Annotated in this window: 14 protein-coding genes; 3 read left to right on the plus strand and 11 right to left on the minus strand. The window is 61.4% G+C overall.

All coding sequences use genetic code 11. The annotated features are described in order from the left end of the window. Positions 1-113: 113 nt before the first annotated feature. Positions 114-557, plus strand: a complete 444-nt coding sequence (hpaR, locus tag AC6GQJ_RS02515) for a homoprotocatechuate degradation operon regulator HpaR (RefSeq protein WP_500771446.1) — start codon at positions 114-116, stop codon at positions 555-557. Here hpaR and AC6GQJ_RS02520 read toward each other — a convergent pair. Continuing rightward, a complete protein-coding gene (locus AC6GQJ_RS02520; protein ID WP_500771448.1) occupies positions 554-1,804 on the minus strand; it encodes a Tm-1-like ATP-binding domain-containing protein in 1,251 nt (416 codons plus the stop codon). The two genes, hpaR and AC6GQJ_RS02520, sit on opposite strands and share 4 nt — an antisense overlap. 251 nt (positions 1,805-2,055) lie before the next feature. Here AC6GQJ_RS02520 and AC6GQJ_RS02525 point away from each other — a divergent pair, with 251 nt between their 5' ends. Further along, positions 2,056-3,540 carry an aldehyde dehydrogenase gene (locus AC6GQJ_RS02525; RefSeq protein WP_500771450.1) on the plus strand — a complete coding sequence of 495 codons (1,485 nt, stop codon included), beginning with the start codon at positions 2,056-2,058 and terminating at the stop codon, positions 3,538-3,540. A 15-nt stretch (positions 3,541-3,555) separates the two neighbouring features. Here the strand turns inward: AC6GQJ_RS02525 and AC6GQJ_RS02530 are convergent, their stop codons facing one another. The 5 genes from AC6GQJ_RS02530 to hmgA all read right to left on the minus strand — a co-directional run bounded on the left by AC6GQJ_RS02530 (position 3,556) and on the right by hmgA (position 9,020). Further along, entirely contained in the window at positions 3,556-3,756 is a 201-nt protein-coding gene (locus AC6GQJ_RS02530) for a DUF2783 domain-containing protein (RefSeq protein WP_500771452.1), read from the minus strand. A 3-nt stretch (positions 3,757-3,759) separates the two neighbouring features. Further along, positions 3,760-5,385: an FAD-dependent oxidoreductase gene (locus AC6GQJ_RS02535; protein WP_500771454.1), complete on the minus strand. Its 1,626-nt coding sequence runs from the start codon at positions 5,383-5,385 to the stop codon at positions 3,760-3,762. An 80-nt stretch (positions 5,386-5,465) separates the two neighbouring features. Next, positions 5,466-6,416, minus strand: coding sequence for an MBL fold metallo-hydrolase (locus tag AC6GQJ_RS02540; protein WP_500771456.1), 951 nt, complete (start codon positions 6,414-6,416; stop codon positions 5,466-5,468). Between the two features lie 10 nt (positions 6,417-6,426). Continuing rightward, positions 6,427-7,668: a fumarylacetoacetase gene (gene fahA, locus AC6GQJ_RS02545; protein WP_500771458.1), complete on the minus strand. Its 1,242-nt coding sequence runs from the start codon at positions 7,666-7,668 to the stop codon at positions 6,427-6,429. Continuing rightward, positions 7,665-9,020 carry a homogentisate 1,2-dioxygenase gene (gene hmgA / locus AC6GQJ_RS02550; RefSeq protein ID WP_500771460.1) on the minus strand — a complete coding sequence of 452 codons (1,356 nt, stop codon included), beginning with the start codon at positions 9,018-9,020 and terminating at the stop codon, positions 7,665-7,667. The genes fahA and hmgA overlap by 4 nt, the downstream gene beginning before the upstream one ends. A gap of 167 nt (positions 9,021-9,187) precedes the next feature. Between hmgA and AC6GQJ_RS02555 the strand changes: the two genes are divergently transcribed. Then, positions 9,188-9,625 carry a MarR family winged helix-turn-helix transcriptional regulator gene (locus AC6GQJ_RS02555; protein WP_500771462.1) on the plus strand — a complete coding sequence of 146 codons (438 nt, stop codon included), beginning with the start codon at positions 9,188-9,190 and terminating at the stop codon, positions 9,623-9,625. Positions 9,626-9,653: 28 nt separating this feature from the next. On the opposite strand, the gene phoB is transcribed toward AC6GQJ_RS02555, so the two are convergent. The 5 genes from phoB to pstC are packed head-to-tail and all read right to left on the minus strand — an operon-like array spanning position 9,654 to position 14,675. Then, positions 9,654-10,343, minus strand: coding sequence for a phosphate regulon transcriptional regulator PhoB (gene phoB, locus AC6GQJ_RS02560; RefSeq protein ID WP_500771464.1), 690 nt, complete (start codon positions 10,341-10,343; stop codon positions 9,654-9,656). 16 nt (positions 10,344-10,359) lie between these two features. Then, positions 10,360-11,061: a phosphate signaling complex protein PhoU gene (gene phoU, locus AC6GQJ_RS02565; protein WP_500771466.1), complete on the minus strand. Its 702-nt coding sequence runs from the start codon at positions 11,059-11,061 to the stop codon at positions 10,360-10,362. A gap of 11 nt (positions 11,062-11,072) precedes the next feature. Further along, positions 11,073-11,870: a phosphate ABC transporter ATP-binding protein PstB gene (pstB, locus tag AC6GQJ_RS02570; RefSeq protein ID WP_500771468.1), complete on the minus strand. Its 798-nt coding sequence runs from the start codon at positions 11,868-11,870 to the stop codon at positions 11,073-11,075. 13 nt (positions 11,871-11,883) lie between these two features. After that, entirely contained in the window at positions 11,884-13,209 is a 1,326-nt protein-coding gene (pstA, locus tag AC6GQJ_RS02575; protein WP_500771470.1) for a phosphate ABC transporter permease PstA, read from the minus strand. Further along, entirely contained in the window at positions 13,209-14,675 is a 1,467-nt protein-coding gene (gene pstC / locus AC6GQJ_RS02580; RefSeq protein ID WP_500771472.1) for a phosphate ABC transporter permease subunit PstC, read from the minus strand. The genes pstA and pstC overlap by 1 nt, the downstream gene beginning before the upstream one ends. Between the last annotated feature and the right edge of the window lie 22 nt (positions 14,676-14,697).

Raw genomic sequence — 14,697 nt, forward strand, 5'->3', positions numbered from 1 at the left:
ATTCTTTGCGCGTTTATTGTTAACATGTTAAACGTATAATTACTTGCGATGTAAAGTAATATTGTGCACGGTTTACCAACAGCGCCACTCCACGGGCCGGACCAGACAGTTTTATGCCGCACACTAAGCCCCCAAAAACCCTGCCTGCGACGGCGCGATCCTTGCCGATTTCGCTGATGCGCGCCCGTGAAAAGGCGATGGCCCCGATCCGCGAGATGTTGTCGGAAAGCGGGATTACCGAACAGCAATGGCGCGTGCTGCGCGTGCTGTCGGAACACGGGGCGACGGATGCGACGACGCTCGCCGATCGGGCAAGCTTGCTGTACCCCAGCCTGACGCGCATCGCGCAGACGATGAAGGCCAAGGGCATGATCTCGCAAGAGGCCGACACACAGGACCGCCGCCGCCAGTCGATTGCCATCACCCCAGCGGGACAGTCGATCATCGACAAACATGTGGCGCAGTCCACCCGCATCGTCGAGCAGTACAAAGAGAAACTGGGCGAAGAAAACTACGAACAGCTTCTCGATCTGTTGCAGATACTGGCCGAGGCTTAGGCCGCTTCGGGCTTGCCTGCCGCCACAATCCCTTCGGCCACCCACGCATCGAACTTCGCCAGAACCGCCGTGACAAATTCCGCATCATTGATGTGACAGGCAAGGGTATCATGGGACACGTCCTTTGCTGCCAGCCCCGTTTGCGCCGCATCGACAAAGGCCGACAGCCCCTCTGGGTCGTGGGCGGGTTCGCCTGCGCGATCCCATTCCTCGATCCCGTGCAGCGGCAAGAAGAAATGCGTCGGACCCATGGCCGCCGCCAGCCGTGCCACCATTTCCAGTGCAATCTCGGCGCGTTCTTCGGCATTGAACGCGACGCTTTTGATCAGGCGGTTATGGGCGTGGAACGGACGGTCGGCAAAACGCGGCGGGATGTCCTGCCATCCGGCCACATCCATGATGTCGCTTGCCCCCGGTGCGACCAGTTGCGGCGTGCCGGACCGCGCCGCCCCCGTCAGGCGGTCATTGCCCGCGCTTACGACCGATCCGTACATCGCATTCACGAACTCCTGCTGGGAAAAGTCCATCACGCAGGCGAATGCCCCCTCGGACGCAAGCCGTTCAAAGGCCATGCCGCCCATGCCCGTGGTGTGGAACACGGCCACATCATAGCCGCGCGTGCTGAGGGCGGCGTGCAGCGGTTTCATGTATTTCAGGCAAGACGAACCCAGCGAGGTCATCCCGACCATGGGCCGCGCAAAGCTGGGCCGCTCAACCGCGCGCGCCGCACCCAGAACTGCCCCCGCCGCTTGGCTGAGCGATGATTTGCACAAAGGGTTCAAGCCATACAGACCACCCGCCCACAGGATGAACTGCACATCTGCCGCCATCCGGTCTGCCGCGATCAGGGACGAACCGGCCACGGTGGACACGATGTATTTCGGCACGCCAATCGGCAGCGCCGCCGCACAATCCAGCGCCAAATCCGTGCCCATAGTGCCGCCAAGGGCGATCATGCCGTCGAACCTGCCCGCATCAAACATCTGCCGTGTGCTCAGCGCGGCACCGGCGCTCATCTTCTCGAATGCCTCGCCTTCCTCGCCAAGGGCGATCAGCCCGTCGATGGTTTCCCCGACCGCGCCCGCCACATCGTGTTTGGACACATCCGTGGGCGTGCGCGGCGATCCCAGCACGCTCACATCCATGGTCAGGACCGCGCCGCCCTGCCCTTTGATACAAGCGATCAGGTAATCAAGCTCGTCCGCCTTGGTGTCGAATGTTCCGATGACAAGAATGGTTTTGGTCATGCCCGTCTCTCCCCTCAGCCGGTTGGGTGGTGCCGGTTCCGGCCCTGTTGATCCACGCCCTGCGCATGGTTTGGTGGTTGACGCAAAGTGACCGCATTCGGGCGCAGGATGCAATCGCCTGCATGCGCCGCGCGGATTTGGGAGTGTGGTTTCGCAGCACCCGAGCGGGCGGGGACCGTGCAGCCGCGCTCATTGACAAGGCTTGATCCGCGTCGCTAGATCGCCGCGACCTATGAGGAAGTGAGCCCGAAATGACCCCAGAAAAGATCGCCGCCCTTGCCGCACAGCCCGTCGCGCCCGCGCTTCATATCATCGACGGGCAGCGCGTTGCGGCCTCTGACGGCGCGGTGATGGAGGTGATTTCCCCGCTCGACGGTACGGTTCTGACGACGATCCCCGCAGGCACGCGCGCGGATGCAGATGCCGCCGTTACCGCCGCCCGCACGGCCTTTGACGACGGGCGCTGGTCCGATCTGGCCCCTGCGGCGCGCAAGAAAGTTCTGTTGAAATGGGCCGATCTGATCGAGGCGCATGCCGAGGAACTGGCGGTTCTGGGCGTGCGCGACAACGGCACGGAAATCGGCATGGCGCTCAAGGCCGAACCGCATTCGGCGGTTGGCACGATCCGTTATTATGCCGAGGCGATCGACAAAATTTTCGGTGAAATCGCCCCCACTGGCGCGGGCAACCTTGGCCTTGTGCACAAGGAACCCGTTGGCGTAGTGGGCGCGATTGTGCCGTGGAACTTCCCCCTGATGATCGGCACGTGGAAGCTTGGCCCCGCCCTTGCGGCGGGCTGTACGGTTGTCCTGAAACCTGCCGAAACCGCGTCCCTGACCCTTTTGCGCATTGCCGAACTCGCGCTTGAGGCGGGTCTTCCTGCCGGTGTGTTGAACGTGGTGACGGGCGAAGGGGGCACTGTGGGCGCGGCCATCGCGGAAAGCCACGATGTCGACGTTCTGGTCTTTACCGGTTCGGGTGGCACGGGGCGGCGGCTGCTTGAAGCGTCGGCGCGGTCGAACCTCAAACGCGTATTTCTGGAACTGGGGGGCAAGTCCGCCAACATCGTCTTTGCCGACGCGCCCGACCTTGACGAGGCGGCGAAGGTGTCGGCGGCGGGGATCTTCCGCAACTCCGGTCAGGTCTGCGTGGCAGGCTCGCGTATCCTAGTTGAACGATCAATCCACGACGCATTCGTGAACAAGCTCAAGACCCATGCCGAGGCGATGCAGGTCGGCAACCCGCTTGACCCGAAGACCAACGCTGGCGCGATCAACTCCGAACGGCAACTGGCGCAGAACCTCGGCTTTGTCGCACAGGCGGTCAAGGACGGCGCGCGCGTCGTGACGGGTGGCAGCCGCATTCTAGAAGATACCGGCGGGTACTATATGGCGCCGACTGTGGTGACGGATGTGAAACCCGACGACGCGCTGGCACAGGAAGAGGTGTTCGGCCCCGTTGTCGCCGTCATCCCCTTTGATACCGAGGAAGAGGCGCTAGCAATCGCCAACGGCACGAAATACGGGCTGGCCTCGGCCGTGTGGACGAACAACCTGTCACGCGCGCACCGGATGGTGCGCAAGATCCGCGCCGGTGTCGTGCATGTGAACACCTACGGCGGGTCGGACGTGACGGTCCCGCTTGGCGGGGTCAAACAGTCGGGCAACGGGCATGACAAGTCCTTCCACGCATTCGACAAATACCTCGATCTCAAGACCGCTTGGTTCAAGCTTTAGGCCGCTTGGCCCGCGTCATTCGGGGCGCGGGTTGCGCGCGATGCGCAGGGCCTGCGCCAGCACATCCGTGTCGCCGATGTGGTTGGACAGGATCAGGATCAGTCGTGCATTGAGGGCGGCGCTTTCATCGTCGCTCAGACCGTCATGGGCGGCGATCAGCATCTCGTAAAACGCATCCGTTCCCGCGATATTCGGTTTCAGGTTTAAATCGGCCATGGTTTACCCCTTTGCACAGGCGGTGCGCAGCGCGGCGGTCACGGCGCTGGCGTCAAACTGGTCCCAACGTGCCGCCACATGCTGATCAGGCCGGATCAGATAGACCGCCGAGGACGCATCCCCCAAGTAACGCGCCGCCAGACCGCCCGTCGGGTCATCCCACGCACTCAGCGCAAGGCGGGTCACGGTAATCCCGTCATCTTCAAGCCGTTCGGGCGCGTCGGCGTCGATGGTCAGTAGGACAAACCCGTCGCCCAAGTGATCCAGCAAGAACCCCTGCCCCACCGCCGCATCCGGACAGGCACTGCCCACGCGGGCGCGTTCAGGCCCGCCTTGCAAGCTGTCAGGCCCATTCAGCGACAACCCGTCATAGGTGCAAGGCACCGACAAACGGCCCGAATTTACGATTGCTCGCGGAAATTCATAATGTTCGGCCAGTTCCAGCACCGCATTACGGAACACATGGCTGATGTTGGATTTGGGCGTGATGAAATCGGTGGACCGTGTCGAGTTCAGGATATTCTCGTCCGCACCAAAGGCCCGTTCCTCGTGATAGCTGTCAATCAACGCGTCGGGCGCGTAGCCGTTGATGACAAGGCCCAGCTTCCAGCCCAGATTGTCCACGTCCTGCATGCCTGAATTGGCCCCCCGCGCGCCAAAGGGCGATACCTGATGCGCGGAATCTCCGGCAAAGATCACGCGGCCATGGCGGAAATGGTTCATGCGGCGGCACTGGAATGTGTAGATTGAGGACCAGACGATTTCGTAGTCCACATCCGGCCCCAGCATCGCATCCAGTCGGGCGCGAATGTTTTCTTCCTTCAACTCTTCCTTGCGGTCCACATCCCAGCCGATCTGGAAATCAACGCGCCAGATATCGTCGGGCTGTTTGTGCAGCAGGGTCGAGGCACCGGATTTGAAATGCGGTTCGAACCAGAACCAGCGTTCGGTGGGGAACTGCGTGTTCTTCATGGTGATATCGGCGATGAGGAAACTGTCCTCGAACACCCGCCCTCCGAATTCCAGACCCAGCATCCCGCGCAAGGGTGAGGACGCGCCGTCGCAGGCAATTACCCAATCGGCGCTGATCCTGTAGGGGCCATCGGGCGTGGTGATGTCGATGTGGACATGGTCGTCCTGAACATCCACCGCATCGACGCGGTTGCGCCCCCGCACGTCGATGGGCGCGCCCTTGGCCACTTCAGCCTCGATCTGTTCGTGCAGGAACTTTTCGAAATAGGGTTGTTGCAGGTTGATGAAGGCGGGGTAGCGATGCCCGTCCTCGGGCAGGAGGTTGAAGTCATAGATCTGGCGGTCGTCGAAGAACACTTTGCCGAGGTTCCACACCACCCCCTTGTCCACCATGGCCGCGCCGCAGCCATAGCGATGCGCGATCTCAAGCGTGCGTTTGGCGAAGCAGATGGCGCGACTGCCCTGCCCGACCCCTTCGTGATCGTCGAGCAGCACAACCGCAATGCCCTGCCGCCCCAGATCAAGCGCGCTGGCAAGGCCGATGGGGCCACCGCCCACGATGACAACCGGATGGCGCACAGGCTGGTCCGCATCCTGATCAGCGCTGCGCACATAAGGATACAGCTTGAATGCCAGCGAATAGCGGTCTTTCAGCACCTGCGTCTCCTCCCTTGAAACCCATGCCTGTGCGGGCCTTTGGGGACCGCGCGCTGGTACGCCGCGCAGCCCCGATGGCATCAGCCTTGCAGCGCATCCCACATGGCCTGATCGCGTTCGGCGGTCCAGACGCGGGGCGTGTCGATGCCGCGTGCCTCGTCATAGGCGCGGGCCACGTTGAACGGCAGGCAGTGTTCGTAAATCGCATAGTCCGAGAATTTCGGATCGCATTCGGCGCGCACCGCGTCCCATGCCTCTTTCAGCGACCCGCCGCGCGCAGCCACCCGGGCCACGGGTTTATAGGTGCTTTCGATGAAATCCGCCGTGGACATCAGCGCCTTTTCCACCATCTCTTCACCGACCAACGCGTCGCCACGGCCGGGGGCAATTGATTTCGGCTCGAACGCGGCGATGTTGGCAAGGGTGTCGGGCCAGTCCTGATAATGCCCGTCACCGCAATAGCAGGCCGAGTGGTATTCGACGATATCGCCGGTGAACATCACCTCTTGATCCGGCACCCAGACAACCGCGTCGCCTGCGGTGTGCGCGCGCCCCAGTTTCATGATGTCGACGCGGCGCTCGCCCAGATAGACGGTCATCGACTCGCTAAAGGTGGTTGTGGGGCGCGTCAGGCCCGGAATTTCCTCGTGACCGACAAACAGGCGCGGAAAACGGCCGAATTCGCTGTCCCAGTCTTCCTGCCCGCGTTCCTCGACCATGGCGGCAGCGGCGTCCGACATGATGATCTCGCGCGCGCCATAGGCAGACGCGCCCAGCACGCGCACGGCGTGATAATGGGTCAGTACCAGATGGGTAATCGGCTTGTCCGTGACGCTGCGCACACAGTCGATCACCTTGCGGGCCAGCCGCGGGGTTGCCTGCGCCTCGACAATCATAACGCTGTCATCGCCGATAATCACGCCGGTGTTGGGGTCGCCCTCGGCGGTAAAGGCGTAGAGCCCCTCGCCCACTTGGGTGAAGCTGATCTTTTTCTCTTCCATATCCCCTTGGGATGCGAATGCCTTGGCCATGATATTTTCCTTATTCCTGTGCCCAGTCGGGCAGATCCATTGCCGCGCTGATTGTGCCGCTGCATGCGCCAAAGCCGATGCGATACCCATCGCCCCGTGCCGCGCCCCGCAGGGTCAGCGTGTCTCCGTCTTCGAGGAAGCTGCGCGCCTCTCCGGTGTCAAGGGTGATCGGCTCTTTCCCGCCCCAGCCGAGTTCCAGCAGCGCGCCACGACTGCCCTTGTCCGCGCCCGAAATCGTGCCCGAGCCGAGCAGATCGCCCGTGCGCATGGCACAGCCCGACAGGGTGTGATGGCACAGTTGTTGGGCGGCTGAATAATACATCTCAGCGTAGTTGGTGCGCGTGATAACTGTTTCGTCCCCGCCTGCGGGGGCAAGCCCGACCTCAAGGTTGATGTCATAGAGCATCGGCGCGGGTTCGCGCAGATAGGCGAGCAGCGGGCGGTCGCGGTCCGGCGTAGAAGTGCGGAATGGCGCAAGTGCCGCCTTTGTCACGATCCACGGCGAGATGGTCGTGGCGGTTGCCTTGGCCTGAAACGGGCCAAGCGGCTGGTATTCCCACGCCTGAATGTCGCGCGCCGACCAGTCGTTCAGCAGTACATAGCCAAAGATCATGTCGTCGGCCTGCTGCACCGATTGCATGCCCTGCGACGGCGTGCCGACAATCGCCCCAAGCTCCAGTTCGAAATCAAAACGCACCGATGGACCCAGATGCGGCAGCGCATCGTCCGGCCTTTTCAACTGCCCCCACGGGCGCTGGACCTCGGTGCCCGACACCACCACCGACGAGGCACGCCCGTTATAGCCGATGGGGATCGACAGCCAGTTCGGCGGCAGCGCGTTCTCGGCCCCGCGAAACATGGTGCCCACATTGGTCGCGTGGTGTTTTGAGGCATAAAAATCGGTGAACTCTGCCACATCGAACGGCATCAGCAGGCGCACATCGGACTGTTTGACCAGATGCGGTTCGACCTGTGCCCGATGCGCCGGATCGCCCAGCAGATCGGTCAGCCGTGCGCGCAGCGCCGCCCAGACATCCGGCCCCGCCGCCATCACCGCATTCCACGACGGCTGCGCAAACAGCGCCGGATCAAGCCCGTGATCGACCTGCGCCACATCCAGCACCCAATCACCAATGGCCACACCCATACGCGCACCTTGGCCCGCGTCGAACACGCCATAAGGCAGGTTCTGGATCGGGAAATCGGTGCCGCCGCCTTGGGCCGTTTCCACCCAGCTTTGCGCGGTCATCATTTCAATCCCGGTGTGCCGTCGAACTTCTTCTCGATCGTGTCCCAGCAGTCGATGTAGTCGTCCTGCAACGGTGCCTCTTTCGCAGCAAATTCAGTGACATGCTGCGGAAAGCGGGTTTCGAACATGAACGACATGGTGTTTTCCAGCTTGTGCGGGCCAAGGTTACTTTTCGAGGCGCGTTCGAACGCTTCCTGATCGGGGCCGTGCGGCATCATCATGTTGTGCAGCGATATACCACCGGGGGCAAAGCCGTTCGGTTTGGCATCGTATTGGCCGTAAATATTGCCCATCAACTCGGACATGATGTTCTTGTGATACCATGGCGGGCGGAAGGTGTTTTCCGCCACCATCCAGCGTTCGCGGAACAGGACAAAGTCGATATTCGCCGTACCCGCCTGCCCCGATGGCGCGGTCAGAACGGTAAAGATCGACGGGTCGGGATGGTCGAACAGGATCGCGCCCACGGGGCAATAGGTGCGCAAGTCGTATTTATAGGGCGCGTAGTTGCCATGCCACGCCACCACGTCCAGCGGCGATTGCGGAATGGTGGTTTCATGGAACTGGCCGCACCATTTGATGGTCACGGTGCTTTCGACCTCGCGGTCTTCAAAGGCGGCAACAGGGGCCTTGAAATCACGCGGGTTGGCCATGGCATTCGCGCCGATGGGGCCGCGTGCAGGCAGTTCGAACTTCTGGCCGTAATTCTCGCAGACAAAACCGCGGCACGGCCCTTCCAGCACCTCGACGCGGTAGACAAGCCCACGTGGAATGATTGCGATCTCTTTGGGCGCGATGTCAATGATCCCCAGTTCGGTGCAAAACCGCAGGCGGCCTTCTTGCGGCACGACCAGCAGTTCGGAATCCGCCGAGTAGAAATAGGAATCCACCATGCTTTCGGTCACCAGATAGACGTGCGAGGCCATGCCCACCTGCGTGTTCACATCCCCCGCCGTGGTGATCGTGCGCATCCCCGTGATCCAGTTGAGCGGCGTATCGGAATGTTCAATCGGGCCCCAGCGGTACTGCCCGAGGCTGATCGCGTCATCGGACACCGTCGGGGCCGAGCGCCAGTAAGGCACATCAATGCGCGTATAACGCGCCGAGTGTTTGACCGACGGGCGAATGCGATAGGTCCATGTGCGTTCGGGCGGATGGGCGGTAAAGGCCGTGCCCGACAGTTGTTCGCCATAAAGACCATAGTTGCAGCGCTGCGGACTGTTCATCCCCTGCGGCAGCGCGTCTGGCAGCGCCTCTGTCTCGAAATCATTGCCGAAACCGGGCATGTAACCGGCATGGATCCCGCCAAGGCTGGGTGCGCGTGTCATGGTGTCGGGCAGTGGAAAATCTGTCATCTCGGCCTCCCCCTCTGATGCGATGTCTAACGTCATCTGGATTTGCCAGAACATTTCATTGCAACCGCAATGAAGTCAACAAACTTGTTGCATCTGCAATGAAAACTTATGCAAATATGACGATAACCCGCAAGGCTTGCTGCGGACACAGAAGGCGGAAAAGATCAATGTCACAGCCTAAGCTATTCGACTTGCACAGCTTTACGCCCTACCGACTGGCCGTCGCGGCCGAGAAACTGTCCGACCTGCTGGCCCGCCGCTATCGGCAGGAGTTCGGCATTTCCGTGCCGGAATGGCGCGTGCTGGTGCATCTGACCCAAGCCGACGGCGTGTCCGTGCGTGATATCGAACGCAAGGTCGCGATGGAGAAATCCAAGGTCAGCCGCGCCGCCACGCGGCTTGAGGCCGAAGGCTATGTGCAGAAACGCGTGAACGACCGCGACCGCCGTTTGGTGCATCTGGCGCTCACAGCCAAGGGCCACGCGCTGATGGAAAAGCTGCTGCCCCTTGCCGAAGGATTCCAGCAAGAGATTAACGCGCGGCTGGGCGCAACGCTGCAAGGGTTCGAGGACGGGTTGGATGCCTTGTTAAAGGCAGATCCCTGACCGCCCCCGTGATCCCGCATAGGATAGTTTAGCCGAGGGCGTAGCCTGCCCCGCGCACCGTGCGCACCGGATCGTTTCCGCCATGCTGGGTCAGTGCCTTGCGCAACCGACCGATATGAACATCGACCGTGCGCGTATCGACATATATGTCCCGGCCCCAGACCCGATCCAGCAACTGCTCACGGCTCCAGACACGGCCCGGTTTTTCCATGAACGTGCTAAGCAAGCGGAATTCGGTCGGGCCAAGCTTCAGCTCGGACTCGCCGCGTGTAACCTTGTGGCTTTCGGAATCGAGCACGATGTCGTCATATTCGATCCGCTGGCCCACGGTTGAGGGACGCACGCGGCGCAACTGGCTGCGCACGCGGGCCATCAACTCGATCACGGAATAGGGTTTGACCACATAGTCATCCGCCCCCGTTTCCAACCCGCGCACCTTGTCGACCTCTTCGGACCGCGCCGACAGCATGATGACCGGAATGCTGCGCGTCTCGGGCTTGATCTTGAGACGGCGGCAGATTTCGATCCCCGACAGGTTCGGCATCATCCAGTCCAGAACGATGATATCGGGGGCTTCTTCCTCGATCAGCAGCAATGCCTCTTCCCCGTTCTGGGCGCGGCTGACGGCGAACCCTTCGGCTTCGAGGTTATAAGACAGCACTTCGCGCTGTGCTGGTTCGTCTTCGACGACAAGAACGCGGGGTTGACCGGCGGACATGGCGTGTTCCCTTTATTCAGAGACCGGTTGAGGTCTTGTCGCCCTTGGCGCGCATTTCATCCGGCGTGGTGCCGGTCACCAGATAGACGACCTGTTCGGCAATCGAGGTCACGTGATCGCCCATGCGTTCGATATTCTTGGCAATGAAATGGAGGTGCATACAGGGTGTGATGTTGCGCGGGTCTTCCATCATGAAGGTCAGGAATTCACGGAACAGCGCGTTATACATCTGGTCCACGTCCACGTCGCGGTCGATCACATCCTGCGCCAGTTCGGCATCACGCGAGACATAGGCATCCAGCGCGTCCTTGAGCATACGCTCGACCTCTTTGGCCATGCGGCGCAGCGCGCCCGCGCTGTCGCTGACTGGGGCCATTTGGGACAGAACGCCGGTGCGCTTGGCAAGGTTCTTGGCGTAATCCCCGATCCGTTCGAGGTTCGCGCTGACCTTGATCACCGACAGAACCACGCGCAAATCAACGGCGATGGGCGCACGCAAGGCGATGACGCGGGCGGCTTCCTCGTTGATCAGCTCTTCGAGCGCGTCGATATCCTTGTCGGCCTTGCGCACCTTTTCAGCACGCTCTTCGTCGCGGGTTTCAAGGCTGATCGCAGCCTCGGTGATGGCGTTTTCGACCAGCCCGCCCATTTTCATGATCTGTGCCTGAATGGCCTCCAGATCGCGGTCAAAAGCCGATGCGATGTGTTGGTCTTGCATGGGTGCTCTCCTTAGCCGATCCGGCCGGTGATGTAGCTTTCGGTGCGCGGGTCCACGGGGTTGGTAAAGATCGTGCCCGTTTCGCCGTATTCAACAAGGCTGCCAAGGTGGAAGAACGCGGTCTTCTGGCTGACGCGTGCGGCCTGTTGCATCGAGTGGGTGACGATCACCACCGAATAGTTCTTGCGCAACTCGTCAATCAGTTCCTCGACCTGTGCGGTGGCAATCGGGTCCAGCGCCGAACAGGGTTCGTCCATCAACAGAACTTCGGGTTCGGTCGCCACGGCGCGTGCGATGCACAGACGCTGTTGCTGGCCGCCCGACAGGCCGGTGCCAGGTGCGTGCAGGCGGTCCTTGACCTCGTCCCAGATGGCGCCACGGCGCAGGGACTTTTCAACGATCTCGTCCAGTTCGGCCTTGTTGCGGGCCAGACCGTGGATGCGCGGGCCATAGGCCACGTTGTCATAGATCGACTTGGGGAACGGATTGGGTTTCTGGAACACCATCCCGACCTTGGCGCGCAACTGCACCGGATCGACGCGCGCGTCATAGATGTCCTGATCGTCGATGCGGATATCGCCCGTCACGCGACACACATCAATTGTGTCGTTCATCCGGTTGATACAGCGCAAGAAAGTCGACTTGCCACAGCCCGACGGGCCGATAAAGGCGGTGACGGTCTTGTCTTCGATGTCAACGCTGACATCCTTGATGGCGTGGGTGGTGCCGTAATAGACCTGCACCTGCTTGGCCGAGATCTTGACCTCGTTTGTATCCACGTCTCTCTCCACAATTCTCATGTCATTCATTGGTTCAGCCCCCTTACCAGCGGCGTTCGAACCGGCGTCGCAGCACGACGGCGATCGCGTTCATAGTGATCAGGAATAGCAGCAATATGATGATGCCACCCCATGCTTTTTCGTAAAACCCCGGATCGGCGCGGCTGGCCCAAGTGTAGATCTGGGCCGGCATGGCCGAGTTGGCGTCGGTGAAACCGGCAAGGAAGCCTTCGGGATATTCCCGCGCCACAAAGCCGACCATCCCGATCAGCAACAGCGGGGCCGTTTCGCCAAGCGCTTGCGCCAGTCCGATGATCGTACCCGTCAGGATCCCCGGCATCGCCAGAGGCAGCACATGGTGGAACACCGATTGCATCTTGCTGGCCCCGACGCCAAGGGCGGCATCGCGGATCGACGGTGGGACAGCGGCCAGCGAGGCCCGTGTCGAGATGATGATCGTCGGCAGCGTCATCAGCGTCAGTACCAGACCACCCACAAGAGGGGCCGATTGCGGCAGACCGGCAAACTGGATGAACACGGCCAAACCAAGGATACCGAACACGATGGACGGCACAGCGGCGAGGTTCGAGATGTTCACCTCGATCAGGTCGGTCCAGCGGTTCTTGGGGGCGAATTCCTCAAGATAGATGGACGCGGCGACCCCGATGGGCAGCGACAGGAACAGCACCACCAACATCATGAAGAACGACCCGATGACCGAGGCACCAAGGCCCGCACCGCCGGGGTTGTCCACACCGGAATCCTTGCCGGTGATGAAGTTCCAGTTAAAGGCGCTGTGAATGATACCCGCCTCGTGCAGGGCATCGACAAGGTCCAGATCGCTTTTTTCAAGGAAACGGCTGTCGACGAGTGTGTCGCGTGTGACGCGCCCGTTGAAATAGCCATCCACCCGCGAGGATGCGGCCAGTTCGAAACTGGCAGGCTTGCCCACGCGGGACGGATCGTCGGTGAAGTAAGAGCGGATCGTACTGCCGGGCTTGCCGACAATCCGTTCGATTGCCTTGTCGTCAAAAGCAACTTCCATTCCGCTGGCTTCCAGCTGTGCGCTGAGCGCGCTTACAAAGATGTTCTGATACTCTTTGGTCTTCAGCATCTTGCTTTCGGCGGCCTCGAATTCCTCTTGGCTGAGGGTGAATTCGATATCCATCACCGTCTGCGTAAAGGCCGGAATGCCCGAGCGCAGGATCGAGGTGAACAGGAACACCAGAAACAGCAGACCGACAGCGATGGCGGCCATGCCATAAAAGCGGAACCGTTTCTCGGCGGCATTACGTTTGCGCGTGCGGGCGTCGATCACCGACAGGCTCGACTTTTGCGGCGTTGCGGGGGGCATGCTTGTATCGGTCATCAGTCGTACTGCTCTCTGTATTTGCGCACGATATAAAGGGCGAAGACGTTCAGCCCGAGGGTCAGGACAAACAGGGTCATGCCCAGTGCAAAAGCGACGAGCGCCTCGGGCGAGGCAAAGTCGGCGTCACCGGTCAACTGGCTGACGATCTTGGCGGTGATGGTGGTCATCGCCTCGAACGGGTTCAGCGACAGCCGCGCGGCGGCACCGGCCCCCAGCACAACGATCATGGTTTCACCGATGGCGCGGCTTGCGGCCAGCAGGATCGCACCCACAATGCCGGGCAAGGCGGCGGGCAGGATCACTTGGCGGATGGTTTCGGACTGCGTCGCGCCCAAGCCGTAAGACCCGTCGCGCATCGCCTGCGGCACCGCGTTGATGATGTCGTCAGACAGCGAGGATACGAACGGGATCAACATGATGCCCATCACCAGACCGGCGGTCATTACGGCTGTGCCGCCCGACATCCAGCCAAGGGTTTCCTTGCCGAACAGGCTGACCAGCAGCGGGCCAACCGTCAGCAGGGCAAAAAGGCCGTAAACGATTGTCGGAATACCGGCGAGGATCTCGATCAGCGGTTTGGCGATACCGCGCACGGTGGGGCTGGCATATTCGGACAGGTAGATGGCCGAGAACAACCCGATTGGCACCGCCACGATCAGCGCGATGAGCGAGATGTAGAACGTTCCCCAAAGCAACGGCAGAACCCCAAGGTCCGATGCCCCGCCCCGCCCCGAAAAGCTGGGTGCCCAGTTGGTGCCGAAGAAGAAATCGGCAGCGGGATAGAGCTTGAAGAATTCGATGGTATTGAACAGCAGCGCAAAGACGATGCCGATGGTGGTCAGGATCGCGACCGACGCGGCCAGCATCAGCAGCGCCAGAATGCCGCGTTCCACATAGTTGCGGGCGCGGAAATCGGCAGAGGATTTGGAATAGGCATATGCCGCACCGCCCAAGGCGATCAGCAGTACGATCACGGTCATATAGGTCGCGCCGGTCGCGTTCAGGCTGCGATAGCGTTGCGCGCCACCCAGCACCGCGTCACTGACATCGGACCCAAGCGCGACACCGACCTCGCCCAAAGTGGAGCGCACATCGCTGGAGGCAATCGCGTCAGCCTCCTCGCGCGTCATCGCGCCCTGTTGCACGGCAACGTCCAGCCCTTCGGCCACGCGGCGCACATCGCTCATCACCAGCCCGAGGGAACTGCCTTCGGCAACCACATCGTCCGGCAGGGTCGACAGCACGTTCGAGTTCACAAAATAGGGCTGCGCAAGCAACCACACCAGCAGGACGCCCGCCGCAGGGACAATCGCCCACATGGCGACATTGGCCCCGTAATAGATCGGCAGGGAATGCAGTTTGCGGCGGTCACCGCCCGCACTGGCCAGCGCGCGCTGGCGGCCCAGCACATATCCGGCAACAGCCAGACCGAGGATGATAAGTACGAGCCATGTAAAAGGCATGTCGGCTCCAAGTGTCGCGATA

The organism is Tateyamaria sp. 7Alg 36, assembly GCF_059882455.1.